Annotated in this window: 25 protein-coding genes; 11 read left to right on the forward strand and 14 right to left on the reverse strand. The window is 59.1% G+C overall.

All coding sequences use genetic code 11. The annotated features are described in order from the left end of the window. Positions 1–7: 7 nt before the first annotated feature. The gene (locus tag GGE33_RS06020) at positions 8–700 is read right to left on the reverse strand and encodes a DUF599 domain-containing protein (protein WP_148144829.1); all 693 of its coding nucleotides are present in this window, start codon (positions 698–700) and stop codon (positions 8–10) included. Between the two features lie 265 nt (positions 701–965). Between GGE33_RS06020 and GGE33_RS06025 the strand changes: the two genes are divergently transcribed. Together GGE33_RS06025 and GGE33_RS06030 are read left to right on the forward strand one after the other, a co-directional pair. Beyond that, positions 966–2,366, forward strand: coding sequence for an L-serine ammonia-lyase (locus GGE33_RS06025; RefSeq protein ID WP_183821583.1), 1,401 nt, complete (start codon positions 966–968; stop codon positions 2,364–2,366). A 71-nt stretch (positions 2,367–2,437) separates the two neighbouring features. Continuing rightward, the gene (locus GGE33_RS06030) at positions 2,438–2,875 is read left to right on the forward strand and encodes a DUF1489 family protein (protein WP_148144827.1); all 438 of its coding nucleotides are present in this window, start codon (positions 2,438–2,440) and stop codon (positions 2,873–2,875) included. Here GGE33_RS06030 and GGE33_RS06035 read toward each other — a convergent pair. The 6 genes from GGE33_RS06035 to GGE33_RS06060 all read right to left on the reverse strand — a co-directional run bounded on the left by GGE33_RS06035 (position 2,872) and on the right by GGE33_RS06060 (position 8,247). After that, the gene (locus tag GGE33_RS06035) at positions 2,872–3,150 is read right to left on the reverse strand and encodes a hypothetical protein (protein ID WP_183821584.1); all 279 of its coding nucleotides are present in this window, start codon (positions 3,148–3,150) and stop codon (positions 2,872–2,874) included. The two genes, GGE33_RS06030 and GGE33_RS06035, sit on opposite strands and share 4 nt — an antisense overlap. Positions 3,151–3,237: 87 nt before the next feature. Then, positions 3,238–4,719 carry a D-alanyl-D-alanine carboxypeptidase gene (locus GGE33_RS06040; RefSeq protein WP_246435834.1) on the reverse strand — a complete coding sequence of 494 codons (1,482 nt, stop codon included), beginning with the start codon at positions 4,717–4,719 and terminating at the stop codon, positions 3,238–3,240. Positions 4,720–4,868: 149 nt separating this feature from the next. Continuing rightward, positions 4,869–5,630, reverse strand: a complete 762-nt coding sequence (locus tag GGE33_RS06045; protein WP_183821585.1) for a hypothetical protein — start codon at positions 5,628–5,630, stop codon at positions 4,869–4,871. Positions 5,631–5,750: 120 nt separating this feature from the next. Further along, positions 5,751–6,362, reverse strand: coding sequence for a transglutaminase-like cysteine peptidase (locus tag GGE33_RS06050; protein ID WP_148144824.1), 612 nt, complete (start codon positions 6,360–6,362; stop codon positions 5,751–5,753). A gap of 596 nt (positions 6,363–6,958) precedes the next feature. After that, positions 6,959–7,570 (reverse strand): PilZ domain-containing protein, encoded by a 612-nt coding sequence (locus GGE33_RS06055; protein WP_183821586.1) that lies wholly within the window; start codon positions 7,568–7,570, stop codon positions 6,959–6,961. 83 nt (positions 7,571–7,653) lie between these two features. After that, positions 7,654–8,247, reverse strand: a complete 594-nt coding sequence (locus GGE33_RS06060) for a PAS domain-containing protein (RefSeq protein ID WP_183821587.1) — start codon at positions 8,245–8,247, stop codon at positions 7,654–7,656. Between the two features lie 217 nt (positions 8,248–8,464). Here GGE33_RS06060 and GGE33_RS06065 point away from each other — a divergent pair, with 217 nt between their 5' ends. Next, entirely contained in the window at positions 8,465–9,193 is a 729-nt protein-coding gene (locus GGE33_RS06065) for a rhomboid family intramembrane serine protease (protein WP_246435837.1), read from the forward strand. 126 nt (positions 9,194–9,319) lie between these two features. Then, positions 9,320–9,754: a CBS domain-containing protein gene (locus tag GGE33_RS06070; protein ID WP_148144821.1), complete on the forward strand. Its 435-nt coding sequence runs from the start codon at positions 9,320–9,322 to the stop codon at positions 9,752–9,754. Between the two features lie 38 nt (positions 9,755–9,792). Here the strand turns inward: GGE33_RS06070 and GGE33_RS06075 are convergent, their stop codons facing one another. The 3 genes from GGE33_RS06075 to folE form a co-directional block, all read right to left on the reverse strand. Further along, a complete protein-coding gene (locus GGE33_RS06075; RefSeq protein WP_148144820.1) occupies positions 9,793–10,755 on the reverse strand; it encodes a patatin-like phospholipase family protein in 963 nt (320 codons plus the stop codon). Positions 10,756–10,863: 108 nt separating this feature from the next. Beyond that, entirely contained in the window at positions 10,864–11,328 is a 465-nt protein-coding gene (gene hisI, locus GGE33_RS06080; protein WP_183821588.1) for a phosphoribosyl-AMP cyclohydrolase, read from the reverse strand. An 18-nt stretch (positions 11,329–11,346) separates the two neighbouring features. After that, positions 11,347–11,985, reverse strand: coding sequence for a GTP cyclohydrolase I FolE (gene folE, locus GGE33_RS06085; RefSeq protein ID WP_183821589.1), 639 nt, complete (start codon positions 11,983–11,985; stop codon positions 11,347–11,349). A gap of 311 nt (positions 11,986–12,296) precedes the next feature. On the opposite strand from folE, the gene GGE33_RS06090 reads away from it, so the two are divergent. The 4 genes from GGE33_RS06090 (at position 12,297) to GGE33_RS06105 (ending at position 16,487) form a co-directional block, all read left to right on the forward strand. Next, positions 12,297–12,743, forward strand: a complete 447-nt coding sequence (locus GGE33_RS06090) for an iron-sulfur cluster assembly scaffold protein (protein WP_148144817.1) — start codon at positions 12,297–12,299, stop codon at positions 12,741–12,743. A 247-nt stretch (positions 12,744–12,990) separates the two neighbouring features. Then, complete coding sequence (yidD, locus tag GGE33_RS06095; protein ID WP_183821590.1) at positions 12,991–13,353, forward strand: membrane protein insertion efficiency factor YidD; 363 nt, start codon at positions 12,991–12,993, stop codon at positions 13,351–13,353. A gap of 120 nt (positions 13,354–13,473) precedes the next feature. Beyond that, complete coding sequence (gene thrS, locus GGE33_RS06100; protein ID WP_210303573.1) at positions 13,474–15,492, forward strand: threonine--tRNA ligase; 2,019 nt, start codon at positions 13,474–13,476, stop codon at positions 15,490–15,492. A gap of 110 nt (positions 15,493–15,602) precedes the next feature. Further along, the gene (locus GGE33_RS06105) at positions 15,603–16,487 is read left to right on the forward strand and encodes a 1-acyl-sn-glycerol-3-phosphate acyltransferase (protein ID WP_183821591.1); all 885 of its coding nucleotides are present in this window, start codon (positions 15,603–15,605) and stop codon (positions 16,485–16,487) included. Between the two features lie 4 nt (positions 16,488–16,491). On the opposite strand, the gene GGE33_RS06110 is transcribed toward GGE33_RS06105, so the two are convergent. The 3 genes from GGE33_RS06110 to GGE33_RS06120 form a co-directional block, all read right to left on the reverse strand. Then, complete coding sequence (locus tag GGE33_RS06110) at positions 16,492–16,881, reverse strand: cupin domain-containing protein (protein WP_183821592.1); 390 nt, start codon at positions 16,879–16,881, stop codon at positions 16,492–16,494. Positions 16,882–16,944: 63 nt separating this feature from the next. Beyond that, positions 16,945–17,361 (reverse strand): hypothetical protein, encoded by a 417-nt coding sequence (locus tag GGE33_RS06115; RefSeq protein ID WP_183821593.1) that lies wholly within the window; start codon positions 17,359–17,361, stop codon positions 16,945–16,947. Positions 17,362–17,522: 161 nt separating this feature from the next. Continuing rightward, positions 17,523–18,515: a hypothetical protein gene (locus GGE33_RS06120; RefSeq protein ID WP_183821594.1), complete on the reverse strand. Its 993-nt coding sequence runs from the start codon at positions 18,513–18,515 to the stop codon at positions 17,523–17,525. 139 nt (positions 18,516–18,654) lie between these two features. Here GGE33_RS06120 and GGE33_RS06125 point away from each other — a divergent pair, with 139 nt between their 5' ends. The 3 genes from GGE33_RS06125 to GGE33_RS06135 all read left to right on the forward strand — a co-directional run bounded on the left by GGE33_RS06125 (position 18,655) and on the right by GGE33_RS06135 (position 21,096). Continuing rightward, positions 18,655–19,227 (forward strand): nitroreductase family protein, encoded by a 573-nt coding sequence (locus tag GGE33_RS06125; protein ID WP_183821595.1) that lies wholly within the window; start codon positions 18,655–18,657, stop codon positions 19,225–19,227. Positions 19,228–19,239: 12 nt separating this feature from the next. After that, positions 19,240–19,845, forward strand: a complete 606-nt coding sequence (locus GGE33_RS06130) for a flavin reductase family protein (RefSeq protein WP_183821596.1) — start codon at positions 19,240–19,242, stop codon at positions 19,843–19,845. Between the two features lie 123 nt (positions 19,846–19,968). After that, positions 19,969–21,096 carry a DUF2336 domain-containing protein gene (locus tag GGE33_RS06135; RefSeq protein ID WP_183821597.1) on the forward strand — a complete coding sequence of 376 codons (1,128 nt, stop codon included), beginning with the start codon at positions 19,969–19,971 and terminating at the stop codon, positions 21,094–21,096. A 27-nt stretch (positions 21,097–21,123) separates the two neighbouring features. Here GGE33_RS06135 and GGE33_RS06140 read toward each other — a convergent pair whose 3' ends face one another. Further along, positions 21,124–21,600: a hypothetical protein gene (locus GGE33_RS06140; protein ID WP_148144808.1), complete on the reverse strand. Its 477-nt coding sequence runs from the start codon at positions 21,598–21,600 to the stop codon at positions 21,124–21,126. Between the last annotated feature and the right edge of the window lie 42 nt (positions 21,601–21,642).

The following is a 21,642-nucleotide window of genomic DNA, read 5'->3' on the forward strand; positions in this document are numbered from 1 at the left end:
AAATCCCTCAGTCGTCTTCCATGATGGCGAGCCGCGCCTCGGAAAAATACTGGCGGCGGACCAATGCCACGATGATGATCACCGTTGTTGCCATGAACACATAGGGTCCGGCGAACCAACCGAGATAGCCGATCGACAGAAAAAGTGTCCTGAGGCCGGAATTGAAGTGCTTAGCTGCAATCATGTTCATTCTGATGACATGATCGGCGGCCCGGCGCGCCGTCTCGGGGTCGGCTTCGGCCTCCCTTGTCATAGGCAGGCCGCCGAAAAGGATCGTGCAGTAATTGAAAAGCCGGTAGGCCCAGCCGAACTTGAAGAAGGCGTGGCCGAGAAGAAATGCCAGTCCGCCAACCTTCATTTCGAAGACGGCCTGTCCGCCATAGGGGACAAAGGGCAGGTGAGAGAAGACCGCATTGACTTTCTCGGTCGAGCCGAGAAGGGCGAAACAGCTGCCCAACGCGAAGATCGACGAGGTGGCGAAAAATGCAGTTCCGTTCTGCAATCCGGCGAAGATCTGCGTATCGATCATCCGCAATTCACGCTTCAGGGAATTGTATATCCAGCGATGCCTTCGCTCGACCATGGCCTGGTTGAGGCTCTGCCGTGGAAGATATTTTCCTCCCGAACCCGCTGAAAACCAGGAGTAAGCCGCCCACAGAAAGGCGAAGAGGGCGAGCGCAATGTAATCTGCCAGAATCATGGAAAACTGCCGGAAGCCGAAATCGTATCATCCGACTTTTGCGTTGTTTCATCCGTCGCGGCAAGGGGAGCGATCAATCGCTGCCAAGAGTTTATGTGGACTTGCGCATCTGAGGACAAGACAGCATATGTGATCTGCGCCTCATGTCGTTGATGTCCAATAGTGTGTCGGATCGCCAACATGACGGCACACTCATATGACATAGGCTGAGACCGAGTTTGATCGGGCAGCCAGTATCTGGCCAGTATCTGGATTGTAGACTTCCATGTTTCTCTCCGTCTTCGACGTTTTCAAGATCGGCATCGGCCCGTCGAGTTCCCACACGATGGGGCCGATGTCGGCGGCCAACCGGTTTCTCGACCTCATCCTGTCCGACGACTGGCCGCGTCCCGCCGGTGCCCATGTTGCCGCCCTTCAGGCTTCGCTCCATGGCTCGCTCGCCTTCACCGGCATCGGGCATGGAACGGGCAGGGCGGTCATTCTCGGCCTGATGGGCGAAGCGCCGAATACTGTCGATCCGGACCGGATGGACGCGATCATCGAAGAGGTGGAGCGGACAGGCCGCGTGACGCCACCCGGTCATCCGGCCTATTACTTCCAACCGAAGACAGACCTGATCTTCGACAAGAAGCAGGCTCTGCCAGGACACGCCAACGGCATGAGCTTTTCGGCGCTCGACAAGGATGGCCGGTTGCTTCTCAAGCGGATCTATTACTCGATCGGCGGCGGTTTCGTGGTTACCGATACCGAGCTTGAGGCAATGCGCGCAACGAAGGACGCAGGCGGCGGCGATCACGTGCCCTATCCGTTCGCGACTGCCCGGCAAATGCTCGAGATGTCCCACGGCGCGGGTCTTTCGATCGCGCAGATGAAGCGGGCCAACGAATTGACCCACACGAGCGCGCAGGCGCTGGACGAGGGTATAGACGCGATCTGGGAGGCAATGAACGGCTGTATCGATCGTGGCCTCAAGGTCGATGGCATCATGCCGGGCGGGCTCAAGGTCAAGCGGCGGGCGAGGGCGATCCATGATCGTCTCAACGAGGAATGGCGCAGCAACAGGCCCAATCCCCTCCTCGCCAATGACTGGCTCTCGGTTTACGCCATGGCGGTGAACGAGGAAAATGCCGGCGGCGGTCGCGTCGTGACGGCGCCGACCAATGGCGCTGCCGGCGTCATTCCCGCAACGCTCAAATATTTCCTGCATTTCCACGAGGATGCGACGAAAGACGATATCCGCGAATTCCTGCTGACGGCTGCTGCGATCGGCGGCATCATCAAGCATAATGCCTCGATCTCCGGCGCCGAAGTCGGCTGTCAGGGCGAGGTGGGGTCTGCGGCGGCCATGGCCGCAGCGGGGCTTGCCGCCGTTATGGGTGGCTCTCCGGAGCAGATCGAGAACGCCGCCGAGATCGCGCTCGAGCACCATCTCGGCATGACATGCGATCCGATCGCCGGTCTTGTCCAGGTTCCCTGTATCGAGCGAAACGCGCTGGGTGCGGTCAAGGCCGTGACCGCCGCTTCGCTTGCCATCAAGGGCGACGGCACGCATTTCGTGCCACTCGATGCCTGTATCGAGACGATGCGCCAGACCGGCAACGACATGAGCGAGAAGTACAAGGAGACCTCCACCGGCGGCCTTGCCGTCAATGTGGTGGAGTGCTGAACGCGCTTATCGCTGTGGACCCGGTCGGGATTTGACTTGACTGGCGGCCTTGGCGGGTCTTCAAGCCAATTATGGCTCTTCATCTCATCAAGCTCTGCGTCGGCGCCGACAGTATCCAGGATCTGAGAGACTGGGTTTCCGAGCGATCCCTGACCGCGATGGCTGCCGGCCTCGAGCCGCACAGCATCCATACGACCCGCATGGTTCCCAAGCGCGTGGAAGAGCTGCTCGACGGTGGCTCTCTCTATTGGGTGATCAAGGGGCAGGTTTCCGCGCGGCAAAATCTGCTCGACCTGCGCACCTTTACCGGTGGCGACGGCATTCAGAGATGCGAGTTGGTTCTCGGCCCGGAAGTGATAGAGACCGCGTCGCAGCCGAAGCGACCGTTTCAGGGCTGGCGTTATCTGAAGGATGAGGAAAAGCCGCGCGATCTCGGTGCGCTGGGCGACGATGTCGCGGCGCTTCCAGAAGACCTGCGCCGCGAACTGTCTGATCTGGGGTTGCTTTAAACTTCAGTTTTAGCCGGAAGCCTCATTCTGACCGGTACACGGCCGGAATGTGCTGCCACATGCAGGTGGATACCTGCTTCCGGCTGCGACTGGCGCCAGGCACGTGCGCCATGGCTCAGGAGAAGAGAGACCAGATCCCGGGTCTTTTCCTTCGAGCGGGTCAGGCCGAGACCGGCCAGCCGCATAGCCGCTTCGTGAAGCGGATTGAGTGCCACGCCCCTGGCCCTGGACAAATGAGCCGTTCCGAGATTGGCGCTGTTTTCATTCATTCCCATCGGAAACCCCGTTTACACATTACATTTCGAGATTTCGCCGGGCCATTTGCGGCCCGGTGTTGAGGCGAGGGCCATAGGCCCTCACCGTTACTGCATGGACGCCCAGCAGCTCACGCCCTTCTTCTTCAAGACGTTGCAGGCATCCACCGCGGTCTTCTGATCGTCGAAACCACCAAAGCGGGCGCGGTAAATTTGTTCGCCCTTGTTGCTGAAGGCGACCGTAAAGGGTTTGGCGGAACGCAATACCTTGCCGCCTTTATCCTGCGCATTCTGCAGGAGATCGAGAGCCATCTTCTCACTCGGAGAAACGCCAATCTGAATAACCCAGCCGGACATGGCGGAAGCCGATGCACTAGTGCGGGTCGAAGCCGTGGTGACCTGATCGACAGGTTCCGAAGGCTGGTCACGCCTGGTTGCGGCGGCTTCGCGCTTCGGCAGCGATGCCTGAGGAGTGACTGCCGCGAGGGCCTGGGTGGCGGACTTGCTCTGCGCGCTTTCGCCAGCATAGGCTGAGGCGGAAGCTGCTACTTTCGGCACGGCAAGTGGTGCGGTCGGACGCTGCTCGCGCTGTTCGTAACGGGCATCGGGCATCGGGCCGCTATTGGGCAGGTCGAGTGCAGCCACCTGGCGGCTTTCCGATACCTCGGCCATTACTGCGGGGGTGCGCGGAACCGGTGTCGCGGGGACGGAGGGAGCGGTCTGCGCGATCAGGTTGGAACTGCCGCCGCGGGAAGCCTTGGGCAGATATTCTGCAACCAGCTTGCGCATTGTCGCATCGCGGGCGGCGCTGGAGCGGCCGCCGAGCACGACGGCAACGATAGAGCGTCCGTCGAGCTGTGCTGAAGTGGCAAGGTTGCTGCCAGCAGCCCGGGTGTAGCCCGTCTTGATGCCGTCTACGCCCTTAACCGTACCGACGAGGCGATTGTGATTGCCGATCGTCTGCTTGCCGAACTGGAAGGTGCGGATGCTGAAATAGCCGTAATACTGCGGGAAATGCTGACGCAGTGCGATTCCAAGGCGGGCCTGGTCGCGGGCGGTGGTCATCTGTGCCGTGTTCGGCAGGCCGTTTGCATTGCGGTAAGTTGTTCGGGTCATGCCGAGCGCGCGGGCCTTGTTGGTCATCAGCTGCGCGAAACGTTCTTCCGAGCCGCCGACATACTCGCCGAGTGCCGTTGCCATGTCATTGGCGGAGCGAGTTACAAGGGCACGGATCGCCTGGTCTACGGTGATCGAGCCACCGGCGCGCACGCCGAGCTTGGACGGGGGTTCTTTGGCGGCATTGGCCGAAACAGGGACTCTCGAATCAATCGAGAATCGACCCGCTTCAAGTGCCTCGAATGTAAGATAGAGGGTCATCATCTTCGTGAGCGATGCCGGATAGCGCAGGCCATCCGGATCTTCACCGTAAAGCACCTTGCCCGACTTCGCGTCGACAACGATGCCCGCATATTTAGGATCCGCATGCGCCGGCTGCGCAACTGCGGATAACGACAACGCAATTGCGATGAAGTATCCGAGGCGTTTTGCCTGCGCTTTCACTGCACCCTTGGGAAGAGACGCCGGGAACATGGTTTTCAACACTGCCGCACTCATCGATTCTGTCATTTTTCAATAGATCCGGACGTGCCCCCACCCCGGATTGCTAGTGAAGCAATCTAGGAGAACAGCGTTACCAAGAGGTTTATGATGAACGGCCACTTACTTCGATTTGAAGCATTTTAGTCGCCTTTCGAAGCGGAGTTGCTGCCGGTGGCGTCAAGCCGCGCGTCGACAAACGAGTGAACTGCGGCATCAATGTGATCCCAGTCCTTCAAAAGGCTGCTCGAGAATCGATAAAGAGTGGTCAGGTCGCTGCCGATATGTACATCCCGTTGGCAATCGCCGCTGGTGGCGTGCCCGGTGGCAGACGGTAAAAGGCACCGTACGACGAAGGGCTGTTTGCCAGGGCGTTCCGCCGTCAGAAGAACCTCTTCCCCGTAGCCGCTCGTGTTCTTGAGGCGATGAAGCGTCAGTCCATGGCCGTAAGCGATCGGCGGCCCATCAAACAGCTGGGTGTAGATAGGCTCCAGGCGTCCGGACATGTCCTTCGACATGGTGCTTTGGGAAATCTGCAGAAAGATAAGCAGGTCGGAGCGCTCGACATTGTCAAAACTGTCTCGCCGATCATGGCCGTATCCCATCATGCCCGGCCATGTGAGGTAGAGGTCGATGCGCTCTGCCAGTCCGGATCGACGCTGTTCGGCGAAGCGTATCGTGTTTTCAGGAACCTGCAGCGTGTCTTCACCGATGGTGACGGCCAGCATGGCGCTGCTTTCCGAGTGGCCGCCCAACGCCATGCGCTGACCAAGCCAGCGGCCACCGATGCTGATCGCAAGGGTTATTGCAACAAGCAGGATCGTGGCCAGCGTCAGCCGCTGCAGAAATCGATCGGAAATGAGTGGCAGGTCTTCCTGCGGCTGCGCTGAGGCGCGGCGTGTCATGGTCGGTCCCGTGTCCAGATGTGATTTTGCGGGACCGGAACAGGATACGGGGTCCAAACGCCTCTGCCCGCGATAGTCTCGCGGGCAGGGTTAATTTTCGGTGAATTCGTTGAGGTCGGTTTACTGGCTGACGCTGCCCACGGCGATGGCGCGGCCATCTTGGAGCTTGACCCAGCGCGACGGATCAACCGTGTCCTGACGCTTCAGGTAGGTGTATTCCGTGTCCATCCAGGGCAGAACCTTGTTGCGCATGTTGTCGAGGATGTAGTCGCCGCGATCGGTGCGGACGGTGAGGACGGCATGGCCTTCGCCGTTCGGCTGCAGCACGACGGTGATGAGCAGGTCCGATGCATCAAAGCCCTTCTGCATCAGCATCTTGCGCTTCAGGAGAACGAAGTCCTCGCAATCGCCTGCCGTCGTTGGGTAGGTCCAGAACTCCTCGACGCCGTAAAGTTCCTGGTCGGTCATCGGGGTGATGTCTGTGTTGACCGTGTAGTTGACGTCAAGCAGCGTGCGCCAATTGTCTTCCGTCAGCGCAACGGGGCCGGCATCGCCCTTAAGCGGCTTGCATTCGCTGACATAGGTCTTGCAGAATTCGTAATGACCGATCGGCGGGCTCGCTTTGCCGATGACGCGCATGGCACCGGCCGGCATTGCAAGCGATGGTGCGGCAGCTGCGAGTGCGATGGCGGCGGTCAGGAATACCTGTGCAAGTCTTTTCGGAAGCGTCATTTTTCTGTCTCCCCGTGGTTGGTGAGACAATGCCGGAAAGCCTTTGAGTGAACGCAAAATAGCGACGTAAAATCAATCGCTTATTGTAATAGATATTGACGAAAAACCGAATAAAACACGCGTTGTTTTTGAATAAAAGACGACGAAAATTCGCGGCAAATTTAGCTAAAATTCTACTCGAATCCGGCCGACCTTCTCGTAAGTCTCTGGAGTCTCATCACGTCAGTCTGTTCGTGCTCTCGCCAATCGTAAGGCGGTTGGGATGTGTATGCTCCGACCGGCTTCGAAAATGCAGTTCAAATTGCTCTGACGGCGCGCAAAAACGCCCTTCTAGGCCTTCAAAATTGCCTGGAAAAAAATCCCGAAAAGATACATTTTTTTGATACTGACCGATTTTCGGACGGCAGTGCGTGGGGAGCCGCCGTTTTCGTGTCGATTTCGGACGTGGAAACGAACGACCGATTGGCTGAAAATGATATCGGGAGATTAAGGCGCTGTCGCGCAGATGGGCGGCAGCCTTGCTGTGGTGAGGTGCTTTAAGTTTTAAAGCGAAGAGTTGAGATGGGGCGAGCCAAACTGGATGCTCGCGAAACGCGTCAGAGGAATTCCGTCAGGGCTTCGCGCGACTGGACCGACGCGAATTCGATCGCGACGCCTTCCATGAAATGGCGGACGACGCGGCCGCGCATATTGCCAAGTCGCACCGGGGTTCCGATGACCGGCCTGATCTCGACATCGACAGCTGCGCCCGACAAGGAAAGGTCCATTAGGCGGCAGGAATAGCGGCTGCCATCTTCGAGAGTCAGTTCAGTCAGCGTGTTGCGCGGCATCAGGCGATCGTGTCGACGATCTTCCGGCAGGCCAAGCTCGTGCTTGTTGGCAATCCAGGTCAGCTGGGCTGCCAGCTTCTCGCGCTTTCGCTCGGTGGCGTTGATTGACAATACAAAGCCATCGTTGGTGAGGCTGATCACATTGCCTTCAAGTCGTCCAAGATGGTCGAGATAGGCTATGACGCGCTCGTTCAGGCGCGGCTGTCCGGTGCAGACAAAGTTCACGTCGCCGGGCGACATGTCTATAACCGTGCAGGGGTATTCTTCATGATCAGCCAGCATGAGACGTCCTTCGACGTTGACCGCGACGCGCTGAAACGAGCGCTGGGCAGCGATCGCGTGCGTCTGCTGGGTCTGTGCCGGCTGGAAGGAATACATGTTAGTATGTCTGGCTCTGAGCTGATGCTGAACCAGATAGATAACATTAGGCAGTTAACAGATGGTTGTCCCGGCGCCCGGACTTATCGTCCGGGTTGGGCGGCTTTCTGCCCGACCAGTCGGCGAAAAAAGGTGATCGGCATTGCTGTCGAAACATTGCTGTCGGCGCTGATGGTTGGTCGCGTCCCGTCCGGTTTGACAAAGCCCCAGCTTTCAAAAGCCAGGCCCCGTACCGGCACGGCGGTGAAAGGGAGCGGGGTTTCATGCGGCACGAGCGCCCCGAGCGCACGATCGCTTCGATATCCCTGTGAACGGATAGGCATCAGAAGCAGGTCATGGGCGTAATCTTGCCCGTCATGCGACAATCTGATGTCGAGCAAAGCGGGGCGTTCGTAGAACAGGACATGTTTGAGGATTGTCGTCGGCTCATCGTCTTGCGCACCGAGCCACATGAACGTGTAGTCGAGGCCACGCAGTTCTCGATCGAAAAGTTCGCAGATGCGTGTCCCGGCAAGCGCGAAAGTCGGCCTGTCGGAGACGGTCGAATTGACGATGAACAGATGTGGCAGAAAACGGCGCAAAGCCGACGGATCGATCTGGGAACGCAAGGGGGCCGGCCGGCTGCCTCTTAAGCCGTTCCAGTAGTTAAAGATTTCTTGTGTTGCCGTATGTAGCATGCGTCAGTCCTGTTCGATTATGATCCAGAATGCCCCTCGGAACCGTGTGGATAGGCTTTACCCAGCGAAAATCGTGCCAGTTGGCATGGGTGGTGTAACGGCGAACCCATGCGGCGTGTCGCATGCCCGTATGCGCGGCTTTTCAAGCCCCGAACGCTGCTGTATTCCTGATTCACTGCTGATGACGGAAGGATTGGCCATGGACGATAGGCCCGACATGGCCCCCGAAGAGGATGCATTCGCGCAGAATGGTAGGCGTGAGAGGCAGCCTGTCTTCAATATGCCGGGCATTCTTCTCGCCAGCATGGTTCTGCTGGCCACGCTTTATATCGTCCAGGAGTATCTGCTGAGCGCAGACGCGCAGGCCGAGTTTATCGTCACGCTGGCGTTTACCCCTATCCGCTACATCTTTCCGTTGTCGGAGCAGGGATATGAATGGCTCTGGACGCCGGTCACCTATTCGCTTCTTCACGGTAGTGTGGAGCATATTGCCTTCAATGCATTATGGCTCGCGGCGTTCGGCACGCCTGTCGTTCGGCGCATAGGTGCCGTTCGTTACGTGATCTTCTGGGTTTTATCCGCAGCCGCAGCTGCTTTCTTTCATGCCGGCCTTCACTGGGGTGAGGAAACCCTGTTGATCGGTGCGTCCGGTGTGGTCTCGGCGCTGATGGGGGCCTCCTGCCGTTTCGCCTTTCCCGATGGCGGCGGCTACGATCGCACCCATGGGCATCTTTATCCTCGCCAATCGATCCTCGGTGCGTTTTCGAATCGCACGGTGGTTATTTTCACGGCCATGTGGTTCTTGGGAAATATTCTCGTAGCCGTCGGTCTGCCGCTGATTGGCAGCAATGCGGGTGATATCGCCTGGGACGCCCATATAGGCGGTTTTCTTTTCGGCTTTCTGCTGTTCTCGCTTTTTGATCCAATTCGCTACCGTGAGCTGTAACTGCCACGGCTTGAACTCGCCTCGGGGCCGATCTACAATTCCAGATGTATGGAGAAAGTGCCGGAAGTCTCGGAGGAGGAGATGTTCGGCACGGTGATTGGCCATGTGGATTGGTAAGGAGAAGGCATGTCGACTACCGTGAAGATGATGCTTGATGCCAAAGGGCGCGCAGTTCAGACGGTCGAACCAGACCGGAAGCTGCTGGAGGTTGCGTCGGTTCTGAACGAAAAGAAGATCGGTGCCGTCGTGGTGGCCGGTCTGGAGGGACGTATCGCCGGTATCTTCACAGAACGTGATCTGGTCAGGACGATTGCGACCCACGGTGTTGCCGCGCTCGAAAAGCCGGTTCAGACAATGATGACAACAGGCGTGACGCGCTGTCGTGAAGAGCAGACGGTGGAAGAGGTCATGGAAATGATGACTGCCGGCCGCTTCCGTCACGTACCGGTCGAAACCGATGGAAAGCTTGCCGGAATTATCTCCATCGGCGACGTGGTGAAGGCGCGCATGCGCGAAGTCGAGCTCGAGGCCGAGCAGATGAAGGCCTATATCGCCAGCTGAGGCGCGGCTTTGTTCATTGAAAACTGCTTCGCCCGTTTCTAGCGGGCGAAGACCTCCTGCATGCGCTTCAAGGCGCCGATCTGCGCCATGGTTTCTTCATAACCGCGCTCGATCGCTTCACCCGCGCGGTGGAATTCCGACAGGCCGATATCATTCAGGCGCGGATGAAGTGCTAGATCCGGCGGGTCTCCGGCCAGGCGGGCGCGCGAAATGCGTTCCTGGATTATGTTGAAAGCCTGTACCATCGTGCCGGTGACGCCGACCTTCGCCTCGTCGGATCGTTCGCGGATCACTTCGTCGAAGGTCTGGACGCTCGCGTTGTGCTTGACCACGGCCGAGCGGCCGAAGACGTCGTAGTTCAGGTTCACGGCGACGACGAGCGGCTGCTCATAGGCCCGGCAGACGGAGGTCGGCACCGGATTGACCAATGCGCCATCGACCAGTGTCCGATTGTTGCATTTGACCGGTTCGAAGATGCCGGGAAGCGCATAGGATGCGCGCAGGCCGGTGATCAGCGAGCCGCTGGAGATCCAGATCTCGTGTCCGGTCAGAAGTTCGGTCGCAACCGCCACAAATGGGCGATCGAGATCTTCGATTGCCAAGCCTTCGAGATGTTCCTGCATTCGCTTTGTGAGCCGCATGCCACCGAACAACCCGCCGCCGCCGATGGTAAGATCGAGAAGCGCTGCGATGCGGCGCATGGTGAGCGAACGGGCGAATGCTTCCAGTTCGTCGAGCTTGCCGGAGAGATAACAGCCGCCGACCAGTGCGCCGATCGAGGTGCCGGCGATCATGCCGACCTCGATGCCTGCTTCGTCCAGCGCCCGCAGGACGCCGATATGCGCCCAGCCGCGGGCTGCACCGCCGCCAAGCGCAAGCGAAAGTTTTGCTTTACGGGGAGGGGCAATCACAACCGGGGGCGAAGGGTTTTCGACGCCAGCCGTAACAGTGTCCTGCGACGCGGCCTGACGGTCCGAACGGTTCCAAGTCCAGTTCAGCATTGATCCATACCCTCCTGAGCCGATCACTGCGTAATCGCTAATTAACGCATCGGATGGTTTCGAAAGCGTTTACTCTGGCGGCAGCTGGATCAGAACGGGACGGGTTACCTATTCGGTCGGCTTGCTGGAATACACGGCTTCAGGATCAAAATGACGCGCATCGTCCCTGATTTCAAGGATGGTACGGTCGTCATCTTTTGTTACCGCCCGATAGAAACAAGAGCGGCGACCGGTGTGGCAGGTCGCGTCATGGCCTGCAACGGAGACTTTCAGCCAGATTGCATCCTGATCACAATCGGTACGGATCTCGTGGACGGTCTGCAGGTTTCCGGAGGTTTCGCCCTTCTTCCAAAGCGATTTGCGCGAGCGGCTGTAATAATGGGCGATGCCGGTATCAACCGTCAGCTTCAATGCCTCGGCATTCATGTGTGCGACCATCAGAAGTTCGCCGTCGCGCGCATCGGTGACGACGGCGGTGATCAAGCCGTTATCGTCGAAACGCGGCGTGAAGAGGCCCGCCCCCTCAAGCTCGGCCTTGTCGGCGGAGGGGGCAGGGAATTCTGAAATGTTCATGGCAGATACCTGTGCGGATCACCGGTTGCGGGCAAGCGTGAAGAAACGTGCCTGCTCGGTCGGATTGGTCTTGAACTCGCCGGTGAACGTGGTGGTCAGCGTACGTGAGCCCTGCTTCTGCACTCCGCGCATTTCCATGCACATGTGCTCGGCTTCGATGAGCACGGCAACGCCGCGCGGCTTCAGGGTGTCCTGGATCGCATTGGCGATCTGCGCCGTCATGTTTTCCTGGGTCTGCAGCCGGCGACCGAAAATTTCGATCACGCGAGCGATCTTCGACAGGCCGAGGACCGGGCCGTTCGGCAGATAGGCGACCGTCGCCATGCCCTTGATAGGCAGCATGTGGTGTTCGCAATGGGAAAAGAAGGGAATGTCGCGCACCAGAACGATATCGTCGAAGCCCGACATTTCCTCGAATGTGCGGCCGAGCACTTCCTGGTAGGACTGCTCGTAGCCGGCAAACAGTTCGCGATAGGCTTTTGCAACGCGCGTCGGCGTGTCCAGCAGGCCTTCGCGGGCGGGATCGTCACCTGCCCAGCGCAACAGCGTGCGGACTGCCTCTTCGGCTTCCTGCTGGGTTGGACGAATCGGCTGCTGTGCCTTGTCCTTCACCTGTTCCTGGCCGCCGGCCGGAAAATTCTTCACAATCGCATCCATCTATTGTCTCCCGATGCGGTTCAAGGCCGCATCCGACATACATTCGGGTGTGTCATCATCAGCATTCCGACGGCTCGCCTACGCGAGTTTGCGCCGTTCAAGCCGGTCTCAAAGCCCGTATCTGATCGCTGGCGGGGCTTTTGACAAGGTATTCTCTTCCGCTGACGCGCAAAATTGGCAAAATCCTGTTTTATTGATCATCGCTTCGAGGCATCACATATAGTCAGATACAGGCCCATTCCCAAGAGCCTTTACGTGACGATCCGTTCACCGGATCACCACAGCGAACTGAGACGAAACGGACGCATCGCATGGACGACATCTACAATCAGAAGATCCTCGAGTTCGCCGGAAATATCACGCGCGCCGGTGTGATTGCTGACGCTGATGCGACATCCGAGAAGCATTCCAAGCTCTGTGGCTCGAAAGTGCGGGTCCATCTCAAGCTCGATGGCGGTGTGGTGACGGATTTTTCCCACGAGGTGCGGGCCTGCGCGCTCGGGCAGGCTTCTTCGGCAATCATGGCGCTGCATGTTGTCGGCGCGACAGCCGGTGAATTGCGTCAGGCGCGCCTCGACATGCTGGCGATGCTGAAGGATGGAGGCGAGGGGCCTTCCGGCCGTTTCGAGGATATGCGGTATCTGAAGCCGGTGAAAGACTACAAGGCCCGCCACGCTTCGACCATGCTGACTTTCGATGCTGTCGTGGATGCAATCGATCAGATCGAGGCGAGGCAGGCGGACAGGCTGGAGGCTTGAGGTTGGTTGCCGTGGCCGCCCCCCTCTGGCCTGCCGGCCATCTCCCCCACAAGGGGGGAGATCGACTCGCTGCAGGCGTCTTGCCAAACAAAGCGCTCCTACTCGCAGTCAAGCAAGGTTTGCGGAAGGTCGAGCGCACGCGCCCAGCTGATCTCCCCACCTGTGGGGGAGATGGCCGGCAGGCCAGAGGGGGGCATACGCGCGCAAACGAAGGACGCAAGGCAAACGCCTCCGGCGACGACGCCTGATGTGCAACTCCCCCGACTGCAACCACGAAAAGCCCGCACCACGCTTCTCTCGCAACTGGCAAGGCCCGTTCCGCAAGACGCCCGGGCGGCTGTTCGGAATGGGTTTCATCCGTCTCTACCAGCTGACGCTCTCCGGCTTCATCGGCAATTCCTGCCGGCATATCCCGACCTGTTCCGAATACGGCTACGAAGCCTTCGCCAGACATGGTTTCTGGTCCGGTTTCTGGTTGACGCTGTTTCGCGTCGCGCGTTGCGGGCCAGGCGGCACGAGCGGGCTCGATCCGGTGCCGGAAGCGCTTGAAGCCGGTTATCGGCAATGGATGCCGTGGCGGCTTTGGCGCTGGGGCCGAAAGGCCTCGTAATCTTTACTCCGCCGCGATTTTTGACTATCACGCACGCGTTCGATGCCGCTTCGGCCAAAGCCGCCGCGGTCCTTTTTTGACCACCCGCATTCGTTGGCGGGACTGGACAGGAGAATTCAGATGTCCGTTTCCCTTACATTTCCCGATGGCTCCGTTCGCGCGTTCGACGCGGGCACGACCGGTTTTGCCGTTGCCGAATCCATTTCCAAGTCGCTGGCCAAGAAGGCCGTCGCAATCGCGCTCGATGGCGAGTTGCGCGATCTCTCCGATCCCGTCACCGATGGCAAGATCGAGATCGTCACGCGCACCGATCCGCGCGCGCTGGAACTCATCCGCCACGATGCCGCTCACGTCATGGCCGAGGCCGTGCAGGACCTGTGGCCTGGCACCCAGGTGACGATCGGCCCGGTTATCGAGAACGGTTTCTACTACGACTTCAAGCGCGTCCACCCGGACAGCCGCGAAGACTGGCCCTTCACGCCCGAAGATCTGCCGAAGATCGAAAAGAAGATGAAGGAGATCATTCAGAAGAATGCCGCCTTCACCAAGGAGATCTGGTCGCGCGAAAAGGCGAAGGACGTGTTTGCCGACAAGGGCGAGGCCTACAAGGTCGAGCTGGTCGACATGATCCCGGAAGGCCAGGAGCTGAAGATCTACAATCAGGGCGGCTGGTTCGACCTCTGCCGTGGTCCGCACATGGCCTCGACTGGCCAGATCGGCACTGCCTTCAAGCTGATGAAGGTTGCCGGCGCATACTGGCGCGGCGATTCCACCAAGCCCATGCTGACGCGCATCTACGGTACGGCCTGGGCGACCCAGGAAGAACTGGACCAGTATCTCCACGTTCTCGCCGAAGCCGAAAAGCGCGATCACCGCAAGCTCGGCCGCGAAATGGATCTCTTCCATTTCCAGGAAGAAGGTCCGGGCGTGGTGTTCTGGCACGGCAAGGGCTGGCGCATGTTCCAGACGCTGACGGCCTATATGCGCCGCCGTCTGGCCGGCACCTATGAAGAGGTCAATGCACCGCAGGTGCTTGACGCCTCGCTTTGGGAAACCTCGGGTCACTGGGGCTGGTACCAGGAAAACATGTTCGCGGTAAAATCCGCCTACGCCTTCACTCACCCGAAGGACGAGGAGGCGGATAACCGCGTCTTCGCGCTGAAGCCGATGAACTGCCCGGGTCACGTGCAGATCTTCAAGCATGGTCTGAAGTCTTACCGCGAACTGCCGATCCGTCTTGCGGAATTCGGTCTCGTGCATCGCTACGAAGCTTCGGGCGCGCTTCACGGCCTGATGCGCGTGCGCGGCTTCACGCAGGACGATGCGCACGTCTTCTGCACCGACGAACAGCTGGCGGCGGAATGCCTGCGCATCAACGCGCTGATCCTGTCGGTCTATGAAGATTTCGGCTTCGAGGAAGTCGTCGTCAAACTGTCCATGCGTCCTGAAAAGCGCGTCGGCACCGACGCTCTGTGGGATCGCGCCGAAAGCGTGATGACGGATGTGTTGAAGACGATCGAGGAACAGTCGGGCGGCCGCATCAAAACCGGCATCCTGCCGGGCGAGGGCGCGTTCTACGGTCCGAAGTTCGAATATACGCTGAAGGACGCGATTGGCCGTGAATGGCAGTGCGGCACGACGCAGGTCGACTTCAACCTGCCGGAACGTTTCGGCGCCTTCTATATCGACCAGAACTCGGAAAAGACGCAGCCGGTGATGATCCACCGCGCCATCTGCGGCTCGATGGAACGTTTCCTCGGCATCCTGATCGAAAACTTCGCGGGCCATATGCCGCTGTGGTTCGCGCCGACGCAGGTCGTCGTTGCAACCATCACGTCTGATGCCGACGACTACGGTCGCGAGGTTGCGGAAGCGCTGCGCGAGGCCGGCCTGCAGGTCGAAACCGACTTCCGCAACGAAAAGATCAACTACAAGGTCCGAGAGCATTCAGTTGCCAAGGTTCCGGTGATCATCGTCTGCGGCCGTCAGGAAGCAGAGCAGCGTTCGGTCAACATCCGTCGCCTCGGCTCGCAAGCGCAGACGGCCATGTCGCTCGACGAGGCACTTGCCTCGCTGGTCGATGAAGCTACGCCGCCGGACGTCAAGCGCCGCAAGGCTGCCAAGGTCAAGGCTGCCTGATCTTTGAAACATCGACAGCGCCCGTCATGCACGGGCGCTGTCAGAATATTGTCATCGGACTGAAATATTATAAGCTCGTGATGAATGGGCGGAGCTTCCGCGGAGACAGAATGCGCTTCAAGGAACTCTCTTACGCCAACGAGCGCGATCCGCGCCTCAAGCGTTGGTTTATCCGCTCCATCGAGGGACTATCCGGCCGCGACCGTTATGCCCGCCTCTATGACATCTGGCGCAAGGACATCGTCGGCAAGACCGATCGCGTGTTCGGCAAGATGCTCGATCTCATCGATGTCGAACTCGACGTGCAGGGGGAGTGGCTGCCTGTTGTCGAGCACGGGCGTCCGCTCGTCATCGTCGCCAACCATCCGTTCGGCATCGGCGACGGAATTGCTGTTCTGGCCATGGCCGAACAGCTTGGCCGACCGTTCCGTGTCCTGATCAATGACGAACTGCTGAAGGTGCCGGAAATGGCGCCCTATTCGCTGCCTGTCTCCTTCGAGGAAACGAAGGAAGCGCTGGCGATCAACATGCAGACCCGCCACGAAGCGCTGAAGCTTCTGAAGGAAGGCGTGACGATCATCATCTTTCCAGCCGGCGGCGTCGCCACCGCGAAGAAGGGTTTCGGCATGGCGCAGGATCTTCCCTGGAAGATTTTTGCGGCAAAGCTGGTGCAGACCGCCAAGGCCAATGTCGTGCCGATCTATTTCGAAGGCCAGAACGGCCCGCTCTTCCACATTGCGAGCAAGCTGTCGCTGACGCTCAGGCTGTCATTGCTGATCCGCGAGTTCAAGCGGCTTTCCGGCAGCTCGATCCGGGCGCGTGTCGGGGCGATGATGACCTGGGAAGAACTTTCCAGCATCAAGGAACGCAAGGACCTGCTGACGGTGCTCCATGACGCGGTGTTTTCGATGCGTCCGGTCAAGCGCTCGCGTCTGGCTAGGTTTCAGGAGAAAAGGCAGGCTGCGCAAGAAGCGATTCGCAAGGAAGCGGCCTGATTTCTCAATCCAGGTCCGTCTGGATCCATCTGGGCGAATGATGAATGTCGATCGTCTGCAGGCGTCCGGGGCCGAGATTTTCGAACCTGTGCGGAATGCCCGCCGGGCCGAGAACTGCTTCTCCCGCGCCAGCCTCGATCACGTCGTCACCGACAAAGAACCTCGCTCTCCCGGCGATGACGATGAAGGTTTCGTCATAGGGGTGGACATGCAGCTTCGGCCCCTGTCCGGGCGTATCATTGCCATAGGCGAGAACGGTAACCGGACCGTTGATCACTTCGCCGTGCAACGAACCGCGCCACGCGCCCTCTGCCTTGGGATCGAAAACCATGCCTTTGGCGGGCGGTCTGCCATCGGGCATGACGGTGTCAGGATCGAAGTCTCTGCGGATCATCACGTCTCTCCCTGGCGTCAGACTAGGTGCATGAACTAGGTGTCGTCAAACGTGACAAGCGCGTCAGTAGAAATGTACCTTCTTAAGGTCGACTTCGTATGGATCCATTATGAACGGGCTCCCGTCCTCTTTGTAGATTTCGAGTTCGGATATTCTACCATTCGTCACATGCAGTGCCAGTCTGACTAATCTTGCCATGCGAATGGGGCTCCAACCATCTGAAGTGCCATCATCATAGAAGCCTTCAACGGGTATGAAGTCGTTTGCGCGCGGCGACGGGGCATCATTGTCCTTCACGTCAGCCAGAGGCCCGTCAGTGCTAAGCTTCAGGCTTCCTTTCTGGTCGATGGACATCACTTGCAGCGACGCCATCTGCTGGAGAATTTCTGCCTTTCCTTGAAAATCGCCCCGCAGCAGATGCATCAAAAGTGCGCGTTCGTTCGGTTTTGTTGCTCTCCAGCCGTCAGGTTGATCGAACATGTCGCCGTCTCCTACATCACGGAGGTTTTAAGCCACTGGGAAAAACTAGGCTCCAGAGAGAGTCTTCAAGAATAAAATCGATCAGCGGCGATGCATTGCGCTGTAGTGTAAATGTTCAAGATTGGACCGGTCAGAGGGAGGCGACGATCAGTCGCCTAAACTCAATCCTGCGGTTCGACCGCTGCCGTTTCGCCGCTGTTGCGCGGATTGCGCATCAGGACCTCGACATCCGTGTTGCGGCCGGCCTTGACGCTGAACTCGCGCTGATAGGTCTTGTCCTTGTTGCGGGCGACGGCCAGATAATCGCCTTCCGACAAGACCATGGTTGAAAACGCGCTGACGCTTTCGTTGACGACGTCACCGGCGGCGGTCAGCACAGACCATGCGGTATCGGCAATAGCCTCGCCACCGGGCTGGGAAACCAGTTTGAGGGTTATCTGGGCAGCCTTGTGCTGCAGCACCGCCTGGGTGAGCTTGCCTGCCTCGACCTGAATATCGGCGCGCACGACCGCGTTGATGTCGCCATATTCGGAGACGACATGGTAGGTCCCGGCATTCAACCGAACGATGGTATTCGGTTTGACATCAGACATGACCAGAGCGCGGTCGCCGTTTTCGCGAACCTCGGAAGAATAGATGGAAAAGCTGAGCTGGCCTGGGGGGATGCGCTGGTCGGTTCCTGCAACGGCATTCAGCACAAAGCCGCCTGCATCCAGCACGAGCGTTTGTTCGGCGACATTGCCCTCCGCCGGAACCGTCAGCTTTTTGGTGATACCGGCGCGCCCGAAGGCGCAGTTGACGAAGTAATCGCCGGGCGCCAGCTGAAAATCGGCGGAGCCGCCATTCGAGCTTGCCACCAGCGGCAGCTTGCCGTCTTCGCCGGCAATCGGGCTGAACACCCGCCAGGCGAGACCATCCTTCATCACGTCGCCGTTACTGGTCAGTTTGGCGTTGAAGCGCACATCCTTGGCAACGGCGCTTTGAGGCAGGATGGATGATGGGGAAAACGCGTTCAGCTTCGGCATCTTGGCTGAGCTGTCGAGCTGCTTGAAGCTCTTGAATGCGTCACCTTCCTGCGCTTGAACGCCTGTCACGAGGAGAAGCAGCAATGCTTCTGCAAGGAAGATATGGCGAACAATGGAGATGCCTGACATTCGATGACCGGTTGACTCTTGTTTTCTGACTGGCCACTTGAAGACCATGGGAAAGGCAAATTCAAGGCCTCATTCTACCACATCCCACCAAATGGACTACCGCACCTCGGGCACACCCCACCAAATGGAAGTTTCGGACATGACCAATGACGTAAAGCTGATCGACTATCTGCGTGAACGCCACTCGACACCGGTTGCGCAGATCAAGGGGCCGGCTCCGGATGCGGCGGAACTGGATGAGATTCTCACGTCAGCCGTGCGCGTGCCTGACCATGGAAAGATCGCTCCCTGGCGGATTGTCGTCTATCGCGGCGATGTCTGCGTCTCGCTCGGCGAAACTTTCCTTGAAATCGCTTGCGCGCAGAACGGCGAGATGACCGATGCGGCGAAGGAAGCCGAGCGGGTGCGCTTCACCCGCGCGCCGCTGGTCGTCGGCGTGATCAGCACGGCGGCGCCGCATGCGAAGATCCCCGAATGGGAGCAGGTCCTGTCTGCCGGTGCCGTGTGCCTCAACATGTTGATGGCTTGCGAGGCACGCGGTTATGTCGCCAACTGGCGCACCGAATGGGTTGCTTATGATGCAAAAGCCCTGACCGCGCTTGGCGTGAAGGAAGGCGAAAAGGTTGCCGGTTTCATCCATGTCGGTTCCAGCGATTTCCCGATGCCGGATCGTCCGCGGCCGCAGCTTGCAGATGTCGTCACCTACGCCTGAGGCGAGACCAACATGTTTTACCGTACGGACACGAATGATCACGGCATGGCGCACGATCCCTTCAAGGCGATCGTGGCGCCGCGACCGATCGGCTGGATCGGCACCAAGGGCAGGGACGGGTCGTTCAACCTCTCGCCCTACTCCTTCTTCAACATCGTCTCCGATGCACCGAAACTGGTGATGTTCTCGTCATCGGGGCGCAAGCACAGCCTCAAGAATGCGGAGGAGACCGGCGTGTTTACCGCGAGCCTGGCGAGCCGGCATCTTGCGGATCACGTCAACGCATCCTCGGCACCCGTCGATTACGGTGTCGACGAGTTCGAGCTGGCGGGGCTTACTGCGGCGATGGGGCAGGTTGTCGATGCGCCTTATGTGGCCGAGGCCTACACGGTGCTGGAATGCCGGCTGACCGAGATCATCCAGCCGAAGGGGCTCAACGGCGAGACTTCGCAATCCTTCATGGTCTTCGGTCAGGTCGTCGGCATCCATATCAGCGAGGAAATCATTCGCGACGGGCGAATCGCCATGGATCTCGCCCGGCCGATCGCGCGCATGGGATATATGGATTATGCGGATGGCGGTACGGATGTGTTCCAGATCGCCCGACCGACCCGATAACTGCCTGATAAGGCTTGCCTGGATGTCGAGGTTAATAAACGTGGTGAACCAATATTAACCTTTTCAAACTAGCGTTCGGCAAGTCGGGCCGTTGAAGCCGCGGCCAGATTTCCGAGGCGCATTGTGATCGTACAGGCATTTCTACGTTGGGCTGAAACGGCGAGGACCGGCGATCGGGCAAGGGCTGCAAGCGCGCTTGCCGATGCGTTCATCAAGTCGTCGCTAGGCCCGGACGAGCATCGCGCCGCGATAATGGCAATGACCTATCTTCTGGACGATCCTTCGCCGAAAGTGCGTCTGGCGCTGGCCGAGGCTCTCGCTTCTTCGGACGCAGCACCCCGCGCGATCATCATGTCGCTTGCCGAAGACCAGCCGGAGATTGCCTGCACGGTGATTGCCTGCTCTCCCGTCCTAAGCGACGCCGATCTCGTCGAACTGGCCGGACGTGGCGATTCGTTCACGCGGTCTCTGGTCGCAACACGGCCTGGGCTCGGCTGCAGTGCTGCTGCCGCGGTTGCCGAGGTGGGTGACGGCGCCGAGATCGTCCTCCTTTTGGAAAACGATACCGCCTCTGTCAGTCGCATTACCCTGCGCCGCATGGCGCAGCGCTTCGGTCATCTGGCCGATGTGCGGCATCTGCTGCTCGAGCGCGGCAACCTTCCTGCCGATGTGCGACACATGCTGGTCGCCCATGTGGCGGCCGCGCTTGCCGGTTCGGACCTGGTCACCAGAACGATCGGTGCCAAGCGCATCGACGTCATGACACGCGAAGCCGGTGACGAGGCGATCGTCGCGATTGCCGGATCGATCTTGCAGGATGAAATCCCCTTGCTGGTCGAGCATCTGAAGACGAGCGGGCGGCTCACCCCGGCACTTCTCATTCACGCACTTTGCAGCGGCAAGGTGGATTTCTTTGCATCGGCCATCGTCTCGCTCGTTCATCTGGAAGAGCGCCGCGTCCGTGCGATCCTCGCGACCGGCAGGGTTCATGCGGTGCGAGCCTTGTTCGAAGCGGCTGGGATAGGGCGTGATATCGTCACCGTCTTTGTCGAGGCGGTATTCTTGTGGCGTCGCGCAGCCGCTGGCGGAGGTCTTGATACCTGTTATCTCGCGCTGCTCGAGCGGTTCGAGGGCTTACGTGGAGATGGTGGTGCGGTCGGACAATTGCTGGATATGGTAGACCTGCTCCAACGCGGCGAGCTGCGTCGCAGCGCACGCTCTTACGCTGCAGATGTTTCACTCGTCGCGTGATCGACTGTAAGGTCGCAGATTATGGCGTCAGTGATCGAACTTGCGTGCGACCCAGGAATAGCCGCCTTCCACAAGACGCACCGGCTTCGTCATCAGCGTTTTGACGCCTTCTGTTGTCGGTAGTACGGTCTTCACACGCTGTATGGCCCGTCCGGCCAGTGTTTCCGCTTCTTCCGGCGTTACTTCGGCGACTTCGACCTTCTGCGCATTTGTGTCCACCGACGTGTCAGACGTGTTCGTCTCGGCCGGTTGTGTTTCCTGTGAGGCAGAAGGGCGCGTTACCGGGATAGGCCCGACATTTGGTATGCCGGCGATTTCCGGGTCCTGGCAAACGGCGATCAGGACCGGATAGGGCTGGTTCGCATAGGTCGGAAGGTGATCTTCCGAGACGGAATCGCACATCGCCACAGACGGCCAGCGTTCCTGGGCTGTCGCTATGTACTTGCAGTCTGTCCCGCTGTCGTTACAGCCGAGAATGGTCATGACAACAAGGGCAGCGTTCATTCATATCTCCAACACGTTCAACCGAGCTTTATGATGAAGATC

This window comes from Aliirhizobium cellulosilyticum (genome assembly GCF_014198105.1).
Lineage (GTDB): Bacteria > Pseudomonadota > Alphaproteobacteria > Rhizobiales > Rhizobiaceae > Neorhizobium > Neorhizobium cellulosilyticum.